General features: G+C 43.7%; 16 protein-coding genes. All 16 read left to right on the top strand.

Annotated elements, in window-relative coordinates; translation table 11 throughout:
* Positions 1–9: 9 nt before the first annotated feature.
* The 16 genes from CKY02_RS09885 to CKY02_RS09955 all read left to right on the top strand — a co-directional run bounded on the left by CKY02_RS09885 (position 10) and on the right by CKY02_RS09955 (position 17689).
* Positions 10–936: an Rpn family recombination-promoting nuclease/putative transposase gene (locus CKY02_RS09885; RefSeq protein ID WP_112895164.1), complete on the top strand. Its 927-nt coding sequence runs from the start codon at positions 10–12 to the stop codon at positions 934–936.
* Positions 937–960: 24 nt separating this feature from the next.
* Positions 961–1137 carry a hypothetical protein gene (locus CKY02_RS24500; protein WP_162120288.1) on the top strand — a complete coding sequence of 59 codons (177 nt, stop codon included), beginning with the start codon at positions 961–963 and terminating at the stop codon, positions 1135–1137.
* A gap of 455 nt (positions 1138–1592) precedes the next feature.
* Entirely contained in the window at positions 1593–2042 is a 450-nt protein-coding gene (locus tag CKY02_RS09890; RefSeq protein ID WP_112895165.1) for a phage tail protein, read from the top strand.
* Between the two features lie 53 nt (positions 2043–2095).
* The gene (locus CKY02_RS09895) at positions 2096–3175 is read left to right on the top strand and encodes a phage tail sheath family protein (RefSeq protein ID WP_112895166.1); all 1080 of its coding nucleotides are present in this window, start codon (positions 2096–2098) and stop codon (positions 3173–3175) included.
* An 11-nt stretch (positions 3176–3186) separates the two neighbouring features.
* Positions 3187–4668: a phage tail sheath family protein gene (locus tag CKY02_RS09900; RefSeq protein ID WP_112895167.1), complete on the top strand. Its 1482-nt coding sequence runs from the start codon at positions 3187–3189 to the stop codon at positions 4666–4668.
* Between the two features lie 48 nt (positions 4669–4716).
* Positions 4717–5910 carry a phage tail sheath C-terminal domain-containing protein gene (locus CKY02_RS09905; protein WP_112895168.1) on the top strand — a complete coding sequence of 398 codons (1194 nt, stop codon included), beginning with the start codon at positions 4717–4719 and terminating at the stop codon, positions 5908–5910.
* 13 nt (positions 5911–5923) lie between these two features.
* On the top strand, positions 5924–6382 hold the full coding sequence (locus tag CKY02_RS09910) for a phage tail protein (protein WP_112895169.1): 459 nt from the start codon (positions 5924–5926) through the stop codon (positions 6380–6382).
* The gene (locus CKY02_RS09915; RefSeq protein ID WP_112895170.1) at positions 6379–6558 is read left to right on the top strand and encodes a DUF5908 family protein; all 180 of its coding nucleotides are present in this window, start codon (positions 6379–6381) and stop codon (positions 6556–6558) included. Before CKY02_RS09910 ends, CKY02_RS09915 begins: the two co-directional genes overlap by 4 nt.
* Complete coding sequence (locus CKY02_RS09920; protein WP_112895171.1) at positions 6545–7228, top strand: CIS tube protein; 684 nt, start codon at positions 6545–6547, stop codon at positions 7226–7228. The genes CKY02_RS09915 and CKY02_RS09920 overlap by 14 nt, the downstream gene beginning before the upstream one ends.
* Positions 7225–8826, top strand: a complete 1602-nt coding sequence (locus tag CKY02_RS09925) for a phage baseplate assembly protein V (protein WP_112895172.1) — start codon at positions 7225–7227, stop codon at positions 8824–8826. The genes CKY02_RS09920 and CKY02_RS09925 overlap by 4 nt, the downstream gene beginning before the upstream one ends.
* Positions 8827–8838: 12 nt before the next feature.
* Positions 8839–9330, top strand: coding sequence for a GPW/gp25 family protein (locus tag CKY02_RS09930; RefSeq protein ID WP_112895173.1), 492 nt, complete (start codon positions 8839–8841; stop codon positions 9328–9330).
* The gene (locus CKY02_RS09935; RefSeq protein ID WP_112895174.1) at positions 9327–9743 is read left to right on the top strand and encodes a hypothetical protein; all 417 of its coding nucleotides are present in this window, start codon (positions 9327–9329) and stop codon (positions 9741–9743) included. Before CKY02_RS09930 ends, CKY02_RS09935 begins: the two co-directional genes overlap by 4 nt.
* A 96-nt stretch (positions 9744–9839) precedes the next feature.
* Complete coding sequence (locus tag CKY02_RS09940; protein ID WP_112895175.1) at positions 9840–11666, top strand: hypothetical protein; 1827 nt, start codon at positions 9840–9842, stop codon at positions 11664–11666.
* Positions 11663–14632, top strand: coding sequence for a hypothetical protein (locus CKY02_RS09945; protein WP_112895176.1), 2970 nt, complete (start codon positions 11663–11665; stop codon positions 14630–14632). Before CKY02_RS09940 ends, CKY02_RS09945 begins: the two co-directional genes overlap by 4 nt.
* Before the next feature lie 270 nt (positions 14633–14902).
* Complete coding sequence (locus tag CKY02_RS09950) at positions 14903–16204, top strand: tail fiber protein (protein ID WP_112895177.1); 1302 nt, start codon at positions 14903–14905, stop codon at positions 16202–16204.
* A gap of 63 nt (positions 16205–16267) precedes the next feature.
* Positions 16268–17689, top strand: a complete 1422-nt coding sequence (locus CKY02_RS09955; RefSeq protein ID WP_240002035.1) for a contractile injection system tape measure protein — start codon at positions 16268–16270, stop codon at positions 17687–17689.
* Positions 17690–17812 lie beyond the last annotated feature (123 nt).

Below are 17812 nucleotides of genomic sequence, written 5' to 3' on the forward strand. Positions count from 1 at the left end.
AAACAGATTGTGGCAAAGAAAGAAAAACGGCCTCACCATGACGCGTTATTCAAGCATTTTTTAACGCAGCCTGAAACGGCTAGGGAATTTCTATCCCTTTATCTGCCCGAAGAGATCCAGCTGTTGTGTGATTTAGCCACATTGAAACTGGAGCCCGGCAGTTTTGTGGATCGGCATTTACGTCAACTGCACAGTGATGTGCTCTACTCGGTTAAAACGGCTCGGGGGCAAGGCTATATCTACTGTCTGATTGAACATCAGTCCACCCCTGACCCGTTGATGGCCTGGCGGTTGATGTATTACGCCATGTCAGCGATGGCGGCTCACCTGAAAAAAGGCCATACTGAACTCCCCTTGGTGGTGCCTCTGCTGTTTTATCATGGTGAGGTTCGTCCTTATCCTTACTCAAACCGGTGGCTGGATTGTTTTACGCTCCCTGAACAGGCGGCTCGCTTATACCGCCAGGCGTTTCCGTTGGTGGACGTCAGTGTGCTCAGCGATGAAGAGATCCTGACGCATAAAGGGGTTGCCCTGATGGAGCTGGTGCAAAAACACATCCGCTGCCGGGATATGCAGGAATGGCTCCTCCAATTGGTGGAACTCCTGAATGCAGGGTATAATACAACCGAGCAGCGCAATGTGGTGTTACGCTATATTTTACTGAATGGACATACGCTGGATCTCTCACACTTTGTCCATCAACTGATTGAACAATCTCCGGAGCATGAAACGATGTTGATGACTATTGCAGAACAGCTTGAACAAAAAGGGCTTGAGCGTGGTATTGAACTAGGCCGAGAGGAAGGTATTGAACTAGGCCGAGAGAAAGGTAAAGTGGAAACGGCTCGTGCCTTATTACGGCATGGCGTGAGTTTGGACATTATTGTCACCAGTACCGGGTTGAGCCGGGATAAAATTGAAGCGTTAAAGCATTAAATTAATCTTCTCTTTTACAGTAAAATGCCGATATTCAAGATCGGCATTTTTGTTCTTATTTATACCCTATGGATTTCAAGACGCATCGCGGCAGCAAGAGCGCGAATCCCCGGGAGCATAGATAACTCTGCGACCGGGGTGAGTGAGTACAGCCAACAAAGAGGCAACCTGAAAGATAACGGGTATAAATCCTTGAATTAATGAAGGCCTTATGGTTGCTCCCCTTGTGTTTCATTTATCCTTCAAAAAAGCAAACCATAGGCTCAACACGATCCTCTCTATTCACCCCTTTGATCATCAATTGATCGATGAAAGAAAAATAGCCAAATAACCTCATCCCTGATATTCCTAAAGCTAAATAAAACCGCGTGAATACCCAAAATGAGTAACCAATGCCATACCAATTAATAATTATCACTCACTATTAATTAATATTCCCTCTAAAGATTCATTACTTATAATCATGCCGCTTTATTAAATGCGAGATAAATAATCGCGAAGTAAATTTTTTCAGTATAAATAATAACCCATATGTCAGGTTGCTGCGGTAGCTATACCCATAGCTCAGTGCTAACCAAAACATCAGTACTAACCAAAACAAAGCAATAACACTTTGTTTATCTTTTAAACGTAAATAACCAATAAGGAAAAAAATTATGTCTACAACTCCAGAACAAATCGCTGTTGAATATCCTATTCCTACTTACCGCTTCGTTGTCTCAATCGGTGATGAAAAAGTCCCCTTTAACAGCGTTTCCGGCCTCGATATTTCTCATGACGTCATCGAATATAAAGACGGCACAGGCAATTATTATAAAATGCCCGGTCAACGTCAGGCGATCAATATTACCCTGCGTAGAGGTGTCTTCTCCGGTGATACTAAACTTTTTGATTGGCTTAATTCTATTCAACTTAATCGGGTCGAGAAAAAAGATATTTCAATTAGCCTGACTAACGAAGCCGGTACTGAAATTTTAATGACCTGGAGCGTGGCAAATGCTTTCCCAACTTCATTAACCGCTCCTGCTTTTGATGCCACCAGCAACGAAGTTGCTGTTCAGGAAATTAGCCTGACCGCAGATCGAGTCACCATTCAAGCAGCTTAAGACGCATTTATAAAGCGGTTTACTCAGAATATTGCATAATAATTGGAGGCTACATGCCAACGGTACCAACATATCCCGGCGTTTATATTGAAGAGGACGCTTCACCCGCACTCTCCATTCGTTCCAGTGCAACAGCAGTGCCGATCTTTGCTGTTGCAAACAACGGTTCATCAATATCAGATAAATCCTATATTCGTGTTAGTAGTTGGATGAACTATTTGACACTAAAAGGCGAACCATTTAATCCCAAAAATATCCTTGACGTTTCACTACGTGCCTATTTTATTAACGGCGGTGGATATTGCTATCTCGTCAAAACTAAAGACTTAGAAACACAAGTGCCAAAACTTGACGATGTGACATTACTGGTTGCCGCCGGCGAAGAAATTAAAGATGCCGTAAGTACACTTTGCCAGCCGGGCAAAGGATTATTTGCCATTTTTGATGGCCCACAAAGTGATACCGATATAAAAGAACCAGAAAAAGTCCTCAAATCTTATTCCCCTACTCCTTATGGCGCAGTTTACTACCCTTGGCTAACCGCTGAATGGGGAGAAAATAAAGCCGCCGTTGATATTCCACCCAGTGCAGTGATGGCCGGTATTTATGCCAGTGTCGATAACAACCGGGGGGTCTGGAAAGCGCCTGCTAACGTTCCTATTCAGGGAGGATTACAACCTAAATACCCGGTAACCGACGACCTGCAAACGAAATATAACCAAGGCAGGGCACTGAATATGATCCGTACCTTTCCTAAGAGCGGCACGCTGGTTTGGGGGGCTCGTACACTTGAGGACAACGATAACTGGCGTTATATCCCGGTTCGCCGTCTGTTTAACAGTGCAGAGAAAAATATTAAAAATGCCATGAGTGCCATGGTATTTGAACCCAACAGCCAACCCACCTGGAAAGCGGTTCACCGCGCTATCGATAACTATCTCCATACCCTGTGGCAGCAAGGCGGCTTAATGGGTAACAAAGCCGAACAGGCTTACTTCGTCCAAATCGGTAAAGGTCTCACCATGACCGATGACGATATCAAGCAGGGCAAAATGATTGTCAAAGTGGGTCTGGCGGCAGTTCGTCCAGCCGAATTTATTATCTTGCAATTTACGCAGAATATCGCTCAATAATCGGAGGCAACATGCCAACAACACCAACTTATCCTGGCGTCTATATTGAAGAAGATGCATCACTGGCTCTCTCCGTTAGCCAAGGGAATACGGCAATCCCGGTTTTTATTGGCCGTTTCTCACCGAAAAAAATCAGCGCAACACCACAAATAACACGCGTGAGTAGCTGGTTGGATTTCACTAATCTGTTCAATGTGGGTTGTATTACGTCGGTAACCGTCAAATCAACTGAGTCTACTCCCCCCCCTTCCCTTTCTGTTCCTAAGAAAAGCGAAGGTAATGCAGATACCAAACACAATGTAGAAGACAAACATAATGTAGAAGACAAAAGCAATGCAAAAACCAAACACATTGCAGAAACTAAAGCTAATGCGGAAGTCCAAGACTATGCAGCAGTTGTCCCTGTAACACAGCCTACTCACGTAGACGGTAAAAGCCCCCATTACATTCATCAGATGATTACCGTAACCTACACGACAAGCAGTGATGCTTTAAAACTTTATTTCCAAAATGGTGGCGGTCCCTGCTATATCCTACCAATTGCTGATACCAAAGATATTACGCTGGCATTAATCCCTGAGTTAATTAAGCAGGCTTTAGAAATTACCTTAATCGTCTGCCCTGAACAAGATTCTAATTACCAGAGCAAAATATATAACAATCTGACATCTTCATTATTAAATGAAGGCTATTTCCTTATCGCTGATAATCAGGATAAAGAAACCGCACTCAATGTTATCCCGCAATCACAAACCGCGACTTATTATCCTGCGGTTAAAGTCTCACAACTTATTCAGATGGAGGAGAGTAGCGTCACGGTTTCAGGTTATCAGGATGCAAAAGTTACCAATCTGGCAGAACTCAAACAGCAAAACTCAGGACTCTATAAGCAAGTTATCGAGGCAATAAAACAAAAAATTGCAGAGAACAAAAACCTCATTCCTGCCAGTGCAGTCATGGCTGGTGTCTATTGCGCCACTGACGCCAGCCGCGGCGTCTGGAAAGCACCGGCGAATGTTGTTCTCAGCGGAATTAGTGATGTAGCGGATCGGCTCAGCGACAATGAACAAAGCACCATAAATCAAAAAGGCATCAATGCTATCCGTTATTTCAGTAACAAAGGATTTGTCGTCTGGGGCGCTCGTACTCTGCAAGATGATGACAACTGGCGCTACATTCCGGTTCGGCGTTTATTTAATGCGGCAGAACGGGATATCAAGCAAGCCATGCGATTTGCCGTTTTTGAACCCAATAGCCAACCTACTTGGGAACGCGTTCGGTCAGCCATTGATAACTATCTGCATCAACTCTGGCAACAAGGAGCGCTGGCCGGTAATAGCCCGCAGGAAGCCTATTTTGTCCAGATTGGTCAAGGTGTCACCATGTCCGACACTGACATTAAACAAGGCAAAATGGTGGTCAAGGTTGGCATGGCGGCGGTCCGTCCGGCTGAATTTATCATCCTGCAATTTTCGCAAAATGTAACACAGTAACCGTACTGAGGCGCGGTTCGCCGCGCCTGTTCTATTGAGGAACCGAGAATGGAAATCACACAGCCCGGCGTCACCATCACGGAAAACCTGATATCCCAGCAACAAGATGAGGCGTTTATCGGTGTACCGGTTTTTATTGGTTACACCGCAAAAAGTCCAGACAACCAAACCGCCGTCAAGTTAAATAGCCTGACCGACTTTACCCTGTCATTTGGTGAATCAGGATTAACGTACTATTCCGTGCGTCACTTTTTTGACAACGGGGGTCAACAAGCCTATGTACTGTCGTTAGGATCTGATGAACCACGCGGCAATTTTCAATCATTGAGCTCTACCCTACAACAAGATTGGGTTAAACAAGCAATTGCGGCACAGAGTGCTATCACGCTGATTGTGGTCCCCGATATTGTCTATCTGAATCAGATGGATGCTCCCGATTCAGAAATCGATCAATACGACAAGATTCAGTTCTGGCTACAATTTTGGCAATCAGTACTTAACCTCTGCCAGTGCCGACGCGGCATCATGGGATTGCTGGATGCCCCCGATGATCCCGCACTGGCCGCGGAATGTTTAACGCAGCTCTCTTCCAGTTATCGGCAATGGGGCGCCGTATACTGGCCAAGATTGAACAGTGCCTATCAGGAACAAGATCGGTCTGTTGTTCTTTCGCCGACTGCGGCGGTGGCCGCCATCATTCAGCGTAACGATAACCAAATGGCGGTCTGGCACGCACCCGCGAACGTCGCATTAGCCAAGGTGATAAGCCCAATACGCTCTCACATTGAAGCCGATGCCCTGTTTAATCAGGATGGCCCTTCGTTGAATCTGGTTCGCAGCTTCCCCGGCAAAGGGATAAAGATCTGGGGATGCCGCACGCTGGACAACACCCCCGACTCCCCTTGGCGCTATATACAAACTCGCCGTCTGGTTTCTTATATCGAAGCCCATATGACTCAACTGGGCCGGGCCTTTGTGTTCGAACCTAACAACGCCATCACCTGGATGAAGTTTAAAGGTCAGGCTTACAACTGGTTACGTCAGTTATGGCTAAACGGCGGACTGCGCGGTACGCAGGAAGATCAAGCTTTCGAGGTGTTACTGGGGGTTGACGAATCAATGAGCGAAGCGGATCTGCGGGCCGGGAAAATGATCATGAAGATCAGGCTGGCGCTGTTAATTCCGGCGGAATTTATCGAGTTGAATCTGACATTTGATACCCGTACCGGGATCACCCATTAAACAGGGGCAAAATATGAACAATTTATACACCCCGTCGGTGTCACACCGTTTTATCGCCAGTTTTCTGTTTAACAATATCCCCAGCCCACTCGACATTGCTTTCCAACGGATATCGGGTTTGAGCCGTGAACTGCAAACCACCCAACACAGTCAGGGCGGAGAAAATGCCAGAAATGTTTGGCTAGCCGAGAAGATCCAGCATGGCAGTTTGGTTCTGGAACGCGGCGTGATGACCGTGACACCGCTGACTTGGGTGTTTGATCGCGTCCTGCGCGGCGAGAAAGCGGTGTATGCCGATGTGGTCATCATGCTACTGAATGAACATTCAGTTCCCGTAGCAAGCTGGACATTAAGTAACGCCCTGCCGGTTCGCTGGTCTACCGGCGACCTTGATGCCAATAGCAATACGGTTTTGGTGAATGCACTGGAATTACGTTATCAGGATATGCGCTGGTTAGGAGTGAAAGTATGACTGTTGAAATTAAAGAGTTGATTATTCAGGCTAAAGTGACCGACTCAGCGAGTCACTCCGTCGCGCCACAAACACTGGCGCAGGAAGCGCTGGACAATGCCCACCTGATTGAAAAGGTGAAACAAGCCGTGTTAGATGCATTGCGTGAAACAGGAGGTCATTATGAGCTTAATTGAACGCAGCCTGTCCAAACTCACCCTCACTGCTTTCAAGGACCGCGAGGGGAAAACCTCGGTAGGCAGTTTACAGGCAATGTATAACCCCGATGCCATCCAGCTCGATTATCAAACCCGTTATCAGCAGGATGAAAGCGTTAACAGTGCCAACCAAAGCAGCCGCTATGTGTTATCCCAACCGGCTGGCCTGTCATTAGTCCTGCTATTTGATGCCACCATGCCCGGTAACAACACCCCGGTAGAAACCCAACTGGCAACGCTAAAAGCCCTGTGTGCCGTGGATGCCAGTACTCACGTCCCCCACTTTCTTAAAATTAAATGGGGCAAAATGCGTTGGGAAAACAAAGGCTATTTTGCTTGCCGTGCCAGCGGCCTTAGCATCAGTTACACCCTGTTTGACCGGGACGCCACACCGTTGCGGGCCAGCGCTACCTTATCTCTGGTAGCAGATGAAAGCTTTGTGATTCAAGCCACCGAGCAGCAGTTAAAATCGCCCCCGGCTACTGCGGTTAACGTCACGGATATGCTCTCCCTGCCCTTGATCGCCTTAAGCGCCGGAGCATCCTTGGCGGGGGGTATTGATTATCTCTCGCTGGCCTGGCAAAACGGCCTGGATAATCTTGATGACTTTACCCCCGGGCAAACACTGCAAGCCAAGGGGGATGCATGAAGATACCTGCGATAACGCTCAAAATAGGCGTCAAAACCCTCAACCACTTTACGGTTATCAGCCTGACAGTAAACCATCATATCAATGGCATCCCTTCGGCTAACATCACCTTAGGTATTGCCGGTGATGCAAATCATATCTTTGATGCCAAGGCGCAAGCTGAACTGGCAAGCTGCCATCCGAATCATGAGCTTAGCGTGCAGATTGAAAAAACCGTGGTGTTTAAGGGGAACATTGTTCGGCAAACATTGGGGCTTAAAGGTCAGGACAGCATCATTACTCTGACCGCCAAACATTCGCTGCAAAAATTAACTCACAACTTCCACTCACAACTGTTCAACAAACAGAGTGATGAGGCGATTATCAAGAAGTTGTTTAGCCAAGCGGGTATCCCTGTCACGATAAAACAAGCGCCTCAGCTTAAAACGGTGCATGAGCAAATGGTACAGTTTCGCTGTAATGACTGGACTTTTCTAAAAAGTCGGCTGTTCGCGACCCACAGCTGGCTACTGCCCGGTAACGATAGCGTGACGCTGGTTTCCCCGGAATCACTGAATCGGTCAACCGTACATACCATCCACCAGCGGGCTAACCATCAGGATGCGGTGTTATTTGAAGCTAATCTGCAATGGGATAATCAACGTAGCCCCAAAACCGTGAGTGTACAGTCCTGGGATATCGCCCAACAAAAACTGTCTCAAGCCCATCAGGCAAAAAGCAGCGGACTGGGTCGCAATCAACTCGCCACAGATAACCTGACATCATTGACCAACCAAGCATGGCAATGGGTTTTCAGCTATCCATTGGACAATGAACAGGCCAAACAGCTTGCTCAAGGTATCCTGAATAACCGCCGAAGTCATAACGTCTCCGGTAGTTTTGAGGTTGAAGGCGATAACCGTTATCAAGCCGGCGATATTCTGGCGTTAAGCGGCTTTGGTCAAGGGATGGATGGTCAGGCGATTATCACTGGTGTCAGTCAGACCATCAATCAACGGCAAGGCTGGCGCACTCGGCTAACGCTGGGGCTACTGCCGGAAACAGAGCAAGTTGTACCGCAGGCGAAAGAGTTGCATGTCGGGATCGTGGAAAAATATCAGCGAGATAGCCAGTCACTGGGGCGTATTCCGGTCAAAATCCCGGCGTTAAACTTAACCAATGGCATCCTTTTTGCCCGCTTAGGTAAGCCTTACGCCAGCCATGAAAGCGGTTTCTGCTTTTACCCGGAACCGGGGGATGAAGTGATTATCGGCTTCTTTGAATGTGATCCGCGCTTCCCGGTGATATTAGGCTCGATGCACAACCCGAAAAATAAATCACCAGTAGAACCCAGTGAAAAGAATCCGGTGAAAACCTTAGTGATTAAACAAGGGGAAAATCAGCAGGCATTACTCTTTAATCATAAAGATAAAACACTCGCATTGAATAGCGGAAAAAACACCTTATCTCTGCAACAGGATAAAGATATCACGCTTAATTCCGCTAAGAATCTTATTACCCAAGCTCAGGAAATTAAAATAGAGGCGAAAAAATCTCTATCCGCCTCAGGTAAATCCGGCGTAGATATTAAAGGTGCGAAGATTAATCTAACCCAATAATAAGGTCATGAGATGACAAACAAAGCATTAGCCAATAAAGCATCAGCCGATAAAGTATTAGCCGATATTTACGGTCAGGGTTGGGCCTTTCCGCTGCAATTTTCTATTAAAGATGGTACGTATAAAGATAGCACGCATCCTGAAATAGCAACCGGCGTCACCATGGCGGAAGGGGCCGAAAATGTCCGCCAAAATATGAAAATTCTTTTTCTCACCGAACCCGGCGAACGAATTATGCGAGAGAATTATGGTTGCGGCCTGAATGATTATCTGTTTGCCAATATTCGTGACGAAATGATGGCAGAAATTCAAACCCGGATTGAAGAACGGGTATTACGTTATGAACCCCGCGCCGATATCAGCGAGATCCAGGTGAACCAGAGAACCGACCTGCCCAATACCTTGCATATTCAGGTCACCTACACACTGAGAGGCAGCGAAATCAGCCAGCAAATTGAAGGTGCCCTCGAAGTGAATGAAGGCCGGGTACAGGTGAGTTTATGAGTAAACAACTGGTGGTGGATGGCGACACCTTGCTGTTCGAGCCGTTATTTGGCAACCGACAAGTCACCATTCTGGGGCCGGCAACCATCCGCGGTAGCGGACACCCCCAAATTCAGGGCAAAAAGATCGTTATGGTCGGTGATGAAAAAAAGGTGCAACTTCAAGCGCAATATATCACTCCAAGCCACCCGGTTCCCGGCATGGGGATGGTCACCATTGCTCAATTGGATGCCAGCCAGCAGGTAAACTTCTGCCGCAGCCCTGCCACGGTAATTGTCGTCGGGCAACAATTTATCGCCCGATTTACCCCGACACAGCCAGCCAATAATCCATCGAGCGGCCCGGATGTGACCGCCCCCAGTATGGGCAAAGGCCGGTTTATTGCCAGCCAATATGTAGTCACTGCCGGATAAATAATCTCTTTAACTTTATTTTAAATAACAATATTTTCAAATAATCACGATCCCTGAAAATTTATCGGGAATAATTACATAATAGGTGGTAAAAATATGGGAAAAGCCGAGTTAGAAAATAAACTCTCTGCTATTGTGCCGGATACTGTATTTAAACTTGATGAAAGAAGTACGCTAGATATTTTAAATTGGCTTAAAGCTTACGCTAAAGAAATCCCTTTCGATCAAGAGAAAAAACAGTTCTGGGATAGTTTTTACTTTATTCAAGAAAATAATCCTCAACAACTAGCGGATATTTACCAAAATGTGAATAAAGCCGATGGTCGATTACCCGCTCATCAAGCTTTTGTTTTGGCTTTTTTAACGTTATTAGAAACAACTAATCGATTATTAAATACCTTTCCGGCCCGGCACCGTGATCTTTATTACCGGGAATTATTGGGGCTCAAACCTAAAAAAGCCCAAGCGGATAAAGTTGCTATCGAAATTACGCTGAATACTGACAACCCAGAATTTCTGGTAGCCCAAGGAACACTGTTTGATGCGGGGCAAGACAATACCGGTAATCCGTTACAATATGCATCTGATACGGATTTACTGGCGAATCAGGGAAAGTTAACCGATCTGCGTTGGTATCGGAAAGTTGGTAATGCCTGGAAATCAGCAATACTATTAAGCGACTCAGACAACATTGAATTCCCCAAAAACGGTATTCAACTTTTTAGCGAAACATCCAATGCTCTTAAAGTTCAATCTGACCACCTGAATTGGGGCGAAGCAAATATATCGTCATTAACCCATGACACATTCTACTTAGGTTTTACCAATGTATCACCGGGACAAACTCTATCTCTCTATTGGCAATTAGCAGGCATTAAATCGCTCGCGTTATCTTGGTCTTATCTCAACAACAGCAATAGCTGGAGCAAATTAGACAAATTAGTTGACGACCAAACCCATAACCTGTTTGACCGGGGTATCTGGCGCACTTTATTGCCACAGGATGCTGCAAATCAGGCCGCTTTGATGCCGACGGGACGCTACTGGCTGAAAGCCGAGATAACTCATCAGACCGATCCTCAAGATTACCCACGTATTAAGGGCTTGTTGTATAACGCTACCACGGCGACATTAGTCAATGGAGAAACCGTTGAACAGGATCACTTTATCAACGGATTAGCCGCCGACAGCATTAAACAGCCGGTCAATGCATCCCCTGCAATCAGTGGCGTCACTCAACCTTGGGCCTCTTGGGATGGTCATCCGAAAGAAACAGAACAAGCCTTTCTGACGCGGCTCCCGGCTCGGTTATCTCACCGTAACCGGGCGCTGAGTTGGGGCAACATTGTCACCTTATTAAAAGAGCAATTCATCAGCCTTTTTGATGTCAAATACCCTTCTGCCAGTGAATTAACCAAAATCCCGGCACCGGAAAAACAGCAACTGATTGTGATCCCTGACAGCCGTTACAAAGATAACGATGATGCGCTGCGTCCAAAATTAAACCCCGCTCGGCTGGCAGAAATGGTCGAATGGATCAAACAACTCAGCAGCCCTTGGGCAACCCTTGAGATCAGCAATCCCACTTACGTTGACGTTAATGTGAACTACCAAGTGACCTTTATCGCAGGTGTTAACCCCGACTACGGATATCATCAGCTACAACAGGAGTTAAGCCGCAAATATATGCCGTGGGGCGAAAATGCCGCTATCGGCGTGACAGTCGGTAATCGCATTGATTATTACCAGTTATTAGCCACGATCCAGCAATCTCCTCTGGTGGAACGCGTCACCGATTTAAGCGTAACCATCGCTAACCGAGTCACCGGTGCCGTGGGTAAAAGTATCGAAGCCGCCGATGATGAAGTGCTGATTTTAGTCTGGCCAGAGCCGCGCCCCTTAAACCAAGGAGTTAACCAATGAATCATCAGGATGCCCTGTTTCCCATCGTCAAAGACGATATTACCTTCGATGCCTTACTTGCTCAGGCAAAAACCGTCATTGAACAACAATCCGGCCAATGCTGGAGCAATACCAGTGAAAATGATCCCGGTATCACCTTATTGGAAGCCTGTTGTTATGGCGCGTCTGATCTGGCTTACCGCCACACATTACCACTCAAAGATCTGCTTACTCCAAAACCAGAGGAACAGACTCTTGGCGACGGTATTTTCCCCCAAGAATTTGGCCCACAACAAACGCTGACCTGTGGACCTATTACTGCGGAAGATTATCGCCGGGCTTTATTGGATTTACATAGCAGCGACACCGTTAATGAAACAAACGAAGGTTACTTTTTCTTTAATGATGTCCAATTAATTCGTGAACCTGAAAATCAACGTTATCAGTATTGGTATAACAAAGAAAAACGTGAATATAGCTTTAAAAACTCCGGATCAGATAGCCAATTAGCACTAAGAGGAAATTATTGGCTCTATTTACTCCCTAGTCGGGAAACTGAAACTAATAAAACACTGGCTGAGGAGAGGCTGAAAACTTTCCTAAAAGATAACCGTAATCTGGGAGAATTCATCAGTAAAATTATCTGGCTGCAACCTGCCGATCTCCCCTTGCAGATTGATATTGAACTTGAAGATAACGTCATCGATTTTGCTGATATCTTCGCCCAAATTTATATGACGGCGGAACAGATGGTGCTGGCAAAACCCGAACGTTATACCACTCAGGCCATGAAAGATCAGGGTCACTGTCATGAAGAGATCTTTTCCGGCCCTTATTTACATCACGGCTGGATACCGACATTACCTCAAGCCAAAAATTACACCGGCGCTACGATATTAAATCTAAGTCATTTGGTTAACCGATTATTAGCGATTAAAGGTATTCAGAGTGTAACCCGACTGGCATTAGCTCATCACGACACAACTATTACGCCATTGTCGGACGATAATTGGTCTTGGAAAATCGCTCAAGGATATTACCCCAGATTATGGGGTAACGATCCACTGGCATTAATTACCTCAATTACCTCAGCAAACAACCCGCTTACCATTATTGCCAAAGGGGGCGTTAAAATTGGCGTTTCCAAACAAGATGTAGAGAAACAGCTTATTACAGAACCACTGATTAATACACAACCTGAATTACTGCATTGGGGTAAATATCGTAAAGTTCTGGATTACTATCCGGTGAGCAATAAATTACCAACTTGCTATGGATTGCAGACCAACAAACCTACGTCACAGCAAGTGCAATTACACCAATTTATGCTACCGTTTGAACAAATGCTGGCTAACGGCTGTGCCGAACTCGCCCTTTTACCGAAATTACTGGCCTTTAAACAACGGGGAGAAACAATACACGGTATGCAATGGCCTTTTAAAACGGGTACAGTCAGCCATCGTGTTCACCAACAAGTCATTCCTGATTTAACCGAAAAACTAAGCCGCGATTCACAAATCTATATTGATAACCATATTCAGAAGTCAAACTATATAAAAGAGGCGACAATTCTGAATTATCTGTTGGGCTATTTTGGTGCTCAACTTGCCGCCAGACCACTTACATCGAACTCACTACTGGGTTTCAAAGACTTTCTGTCTACACAGCAAGGTTATCTGGCTCAACAACCAGAACTGACCTATCAACGTAATAATATTCGTATTGATAAAGTGTCGGCACTGCAAAAACGAATTGCGGCCCGCTTGGGTTTGGGCGGAGAGTGTTTCAGTGATACGCCTAATCTGGATGGCCTGCCTTTTTATTTAATTGAACATCGTCAACTTTTGCCGATAAAACCCGACAAAAAATTCGACGATAAACATAAACCTGACGATCTAAAGATAATTGCAGAGAATTCAGACTCTAAAAATCATCAACTCATCATCACACAGCAAGGTATTGCAGGTCGGTTATTACAAGGTCAGGTAATTAACCTGATTATTATTGAAGGTGATAGAGAGTTTATATTACGGAGCCAAATGATCACCGCAGTAACAGGAAATACCTTTTCCCTTAGTACACGTAACAGCACGGATCTGGAGTACAATCTGCACAAGGTGCAACAGGCATTTAATGATGGTAAATTGCATTGGCAAAATAGCCCAGTGTGGCTGGAGGATATGGATTATCAATTGGTTTATGCCAATGAGACGTATCGAAATGCTACCGAAGATGAACGTTGGATTACTTCCAGTGCTCAAAGCCCCTTCCCGGCCATGATTGAAGAAAATGACGAAATCACCCTGAAATATGTGATTACCCCATCCGGACCAACCCCAAAAATATCAGCTCGTACAGTTCTCGCTGAACCACCTGAATATGAACTTAAAGCACGGGTGGTTAAATTTAATCGTATTCAAGGCAAGATATTAATTAAACGCAACCAAGACTCACCGAATAAAAACTTTCCAAAAGAGGCCGAAGCATGGCGTTATCGCTGGTACTTCTCCAATGAAAAATATGCCTTGGCCGACCGCTTTTCATTTGTGGTCAGTGTGGTGGTGAATCGTCAGTTAATTGAGAATGATAAAGTTGATCCTTATAAGTTGGAAGCTTGGGTGAAAACAGAAATATTAGCTGAATTCCCCGCACATATTTCAATGATTATTCACTGGTTATCACCGGAACATTTTGGAGATTTTGCCAACACCTATAAACGCTGGCAAAACAATGACGCACCTTTAGGAGACGAGGCATACCATATTTTAGAGACCTTAACCTTGGGGCGCCTGCCTTCTAATGCCACCGGTATTGGTAATATGCGAATTGCTACTGAACAACAGCGTATTGAGGTCATTGGTAAGTCTGGAGATCAATGGAACGAAGAAGTCATAAAAAGTGATCAATTATTATATGTGCCTTATACCGGAGGCATGGCTAAACTCAATGAAATTATTAATAAGGATAATAACAAAAATATAAATTAATTTATCTATACCCAATAGATTTCAAGTTGCAGTGCGGCGGCAAGAGAACGCATCCCCAGGAGCATAGATAACTATGTGACTGGGGTAAGTGAACGCAGCCAACAAAGCAGCAGCTTGAAAGATGAAGGGTATAATGTAAAAACGAATTAATATAGCATTACAAAAGACTTATTTTAAAATCAAATATCTTTTCCTGTTTAATTATACAGAAACATCTACAAGATATTTAAATATCAATAATTTAATACCATACAATATAGGATGATAAAAATGGAAAGAAAATCTAATCTATCTAATGCAAAATCCAATATGGAAAATACCAAATCAAATGGCCCATCAGCAGATAATTTAAAAAGACGCTTTAAAGAAGGCAGTATTCCATTACAGACCGATTATGCCGATCTGATTAATATTGCTGATATAGGTCGCCGGGCTGTTGGTAAAGCTCCCAGTCAGACGGATAATCCAAATTCAGCGCTGAAACTGGATGATACCGGTGCACTAGCGGTAAAACTTAACGACAACGGCGGTTTAAAGTCAGATAAAGATGGATTAAGTGTCAAAATTAAGGATAAAAGCTTATTGGCTGATAATAACGGATTAGCAGTCAATACCGGCAGAGGATTGAGAATTAACAACGACAAGCTTGAGGTCAATAATCATCACGGTATCGAAATAGTTAATGAAGGGGTAAAGGTTAAAGCTGGTGAGGGGATTAAGGTAGACGATAAGGGTGTCAGTTTGAAAATGGGGGAAATTATCAGTAGTGACTATTCTCCATTAATATCAGAACCAGAAAATAATGTTTTATCTGTAAAGATGGGCAATGGTCTGTGTCATAGAGACAAGGGAATATCAGTTGTCCCAGGTGATGGCATTAAAGTAGATTATTTTTCTGTATCTGTCAAAGCAGGTAATGGTATTACTGTTGATGGTAGTGGTATTTCAGTTAAAGCCGGTAACGGTATCACAGTTAATTCAAGCGGAGTGAGCATTGATCCCAATAAAGTACTCCCCAGAGGAATGATTGTGATGTTTTCTGGTGATAGCGCTCCTACAGGTTGGGCTTTCTGTGATGGTAATAATGGAACCCCAGACTTAAGAAATCGTTTTGTGATGTGTGGAAATGATTTTTCTGATAAAGGAAAAAGCTATTATTGTGCCGGAGGTAGAGGTGATGAAAAAAAATATTTCCAAAATACAACACCAACTGCGGTTTCTGTCACTGTTAATGTGCAAAATACAACATTAACAGAAGCACAAATACCTAGTCATAACCATATGGGAAGTATACCTTATTGTGATACTAATGGAATGGAAACCAATTATCTCAATGATTTCAATGTCAATAAAAATAACTATATAATAGATAATAGCAGTACAAGCTCAATATGGATGAAATATTCAACAAACTTTAATAATCAAATAATTAATTATCCCTACACATTTAACACAGGAAGAGGGCAAGGACATAATCACCAGGCAACAGCAACTGTAAATCCCTCGTCACATAATCATAGCGTTGATGTAGTTCCTCCTTATTACTTATTAGCTTTTATTATGAAACTTTAATTCTATTCTACAAATACAAATTTGAATTACCTATTATTTACTTATTACCAAGGGAATATCAATATGACTTCGGAGCCAAATCTGTTAAATCGGATTACCATTACTATTTCAGCTAATAATCAACAGGTAGCTAAAAAAGTATTGCATGGCTCCGTGCTTAATCAGGCCAATATAAATCAATTACTTAATTCATACTTTGATGAATATAACATTTATCAGGATATCTCTTTAGAAAAATTAACTCTGGACCTTGGTGAAATAAATTTTCATGAATTTAATTCATTATTCCCTGCTCGCCTCAAGGAGGAGCTGAATAAAGCATTTAGCCAATATCAGATAAACGATCATAAAGAAGAAATTCTACTGGATAAATCAATATCCAGTAAATTTATCAATAAGCCATCTTCGTCTGGCGATAATAATTCCATTAATGCAGAGAATTTCATTCATTCTTTATATCAACAAGATGCCCAACCTAATACAATGGAGGCTATAAAGCACAATAAAGACATTATTAATAAACTTATTGATCAATTAACACAGATAGAGAACAAATGGATATTGCTACTGGCAAAAAGCTGTCTATCTGAACATGGTATACAACGACTTTTGGCTATCAAACAACCCGCTTTATTCATTGCCATCAATCGTAGAATATCCGAAAAAGTAAACAAACCACAACATCAGGAGGAGCTTGTCTCCTCCGCACAACTAATACTCAATGCACTGGAATATCTACAGCGGCATAATATTCAGGAAATACCTAAACCCAACGCGAAAATCATTTCACGTATTACCACTGAACTTAATAATGGTGTGATTAATGCTGCACCTATTATTAGATTATTTCGCCAGACTATTAACCACAACCTTCCATTAAATAGTTGGCTGAAACAACTCTGGCAAACCGTTTCTGTTTCACGGCTTTGCCAAAAGCATCTGTCGGTTGAGGAATACCAATACCTATTGGAATACTTTATGCCAAACCGCATAGATAAAAATACACCCGATAAGAAATTAGTCACGAATAATGTTAATTTTTCAGACGTTCAGCAACATCAACATCTGGTAAATCAGAAGGTCATGACAGAAGATCAGAAAATACTATCAGCATCAGATAATACATATATTGCAGGCAATATCCGCAATCAACTTCAAACTATCAACAAGCTACAATCTGAATCGGTTTTATTACCAGAAAAAACCGTTCCGTATCAAATCAGTAATACCGGAATATTAATTCTCTGGCCGATGCTACCCACGTTGTTTAATCAACTTGGCCTACTTGAGGAGAAAAAATTTATCCATCGTCAAGCCCAATTTAGTGCTGTTAATTTCCTTGACTATCTGATTTGGGGAACCGAAGAGAGGCCCGCAGAAAGAAAAGCTCTGAATTACGTTCTGTGTGGGCTAATGGTCGATAAAGATATTAAATCAATCACTATCGAACCAGAAAAACAATTAATAACCTCGCAATGGCTCTGAGGAATCCCCAGAAAATAGACAGGCATAGCGTTGTGTGATCTACTGATTGTTCCACCAAGTCAATAAGGTCACTGCTATGCCTGTACGTGAAGTATGTCATAACTTCTTTAAAGATGCTTTATC

Source organism: Photorhabdus bodei (assembly GCF_003287735.1).
Taxonomy (GTDB): domain Bacteria; phylum Pseudomonadota; class Gammaproteobacteria; order Enterobacterales; family Enterobacteriaceae; genus Photorhabdus; species Photorhabdus kayaii.

Bases quoted from the DNA above. Each gene is read 5' to 3' on its own strand.
- CKY02_RS24500 (WP_162120288.1), top strand. From the start codon at position 961: ATGCCGATATTCAAGATCGGCATTTTTGTTCTTATTTATACCCTATGG.
- CKY02_RS09890 (WP_112895165.1), top strand. From the start codon at position 1,593: ATGTCTACAACTCCAGAACAAATCGCTGTTGAATATCCTATTCCTACT.
- CKY02_RS09895 (WP_112895166.1), top strand. From the start codon at position 2,096: ATGCCAACGGTACCAACATATCCCGGCGTTTATATTGAAGAGGACGCT.
- CKY02_RS09900 (WP_112895167.1), top strand. From the start codon at position 3,187: ATGCCAACAACACCAACTTATCCTGGCGTCTATATTGAAGAAGATGCA.
- CKY02_RS09905 (WP_112895168.1), top strand. From the start codon at position 4,717: ATGGAAATCACACAGCCCGGCGTCACCATCACGGAAAACCTGATATCC.
- CKY02_RS09910 (WP_112895169.1), top strand. From the start codon at position 5,924: ATGAACAATTTATACACCCCGTCGGTGTCACACCGTTTTATCGCCAGT.
- CKY02_RS09915 (WP_112895170.1), top strand. From the start codon at position 6,379: ATGACTGTTGAAATTAAAGAGTTGATTATTCAGGCTAAAGTGACCGAC.
- CKY02_RS09920 (WP_112895171.1), top strand. From the start codon at position 6,545: ATGAGCTTAATTGAACGCAGCCTGTCCAAACTCACCCTCACTGCTTTC.
- CKY02_RS09925 (WP_112895172.1), top strand. From the start codon at position 7,225: ATGAAGATACCTGCGATAACGCTCAAAATAGGCGTCAAAACCCTCAAC.
- CKY02_RS09930 (WP_112895173.1), top strand. From the start codon at position 8,839: ATGACAAACAAAGCATTAGCCAATAAAGCATCAGCCGATAAAGTATTA.
- CKY02_RS09935 (WP_112895174.1), top strand. From the start codon at position 9,327: ATGAGTAAACAACTGGTGGTGGATGGCGACACCTTGCTGTTCGAGCCG.
- CKY02_RS09940 (WP_112895175.1), top strand. From the start codon at position 9,840: ATGGGAAAAGCCGAGTTAGAAAATAAACTCTCTGCTATTGTGCCGGAT.
- CKY02_RS09945 (WP_112895176.1), top strand. From the start codon at position 11,663: ATGAATCATCAGGATGCCCTGTTTCCCATCGTCAAAGACGATATTACC.
- CKY02_RS09950 (WP_112895177.1), top strand. From the start codon at position 14,903: ATGGAAAGAAAATCTAATCTATCTAATGCAAAATCCAATATGGAAAAT.
- CKY02_RS09955 (WP_240002035.1), top strand. From the start codon at position 16,268: ATGACTTCGGAGCCAAATCTGTTAAATCGGATTACCATTACTATTTCA.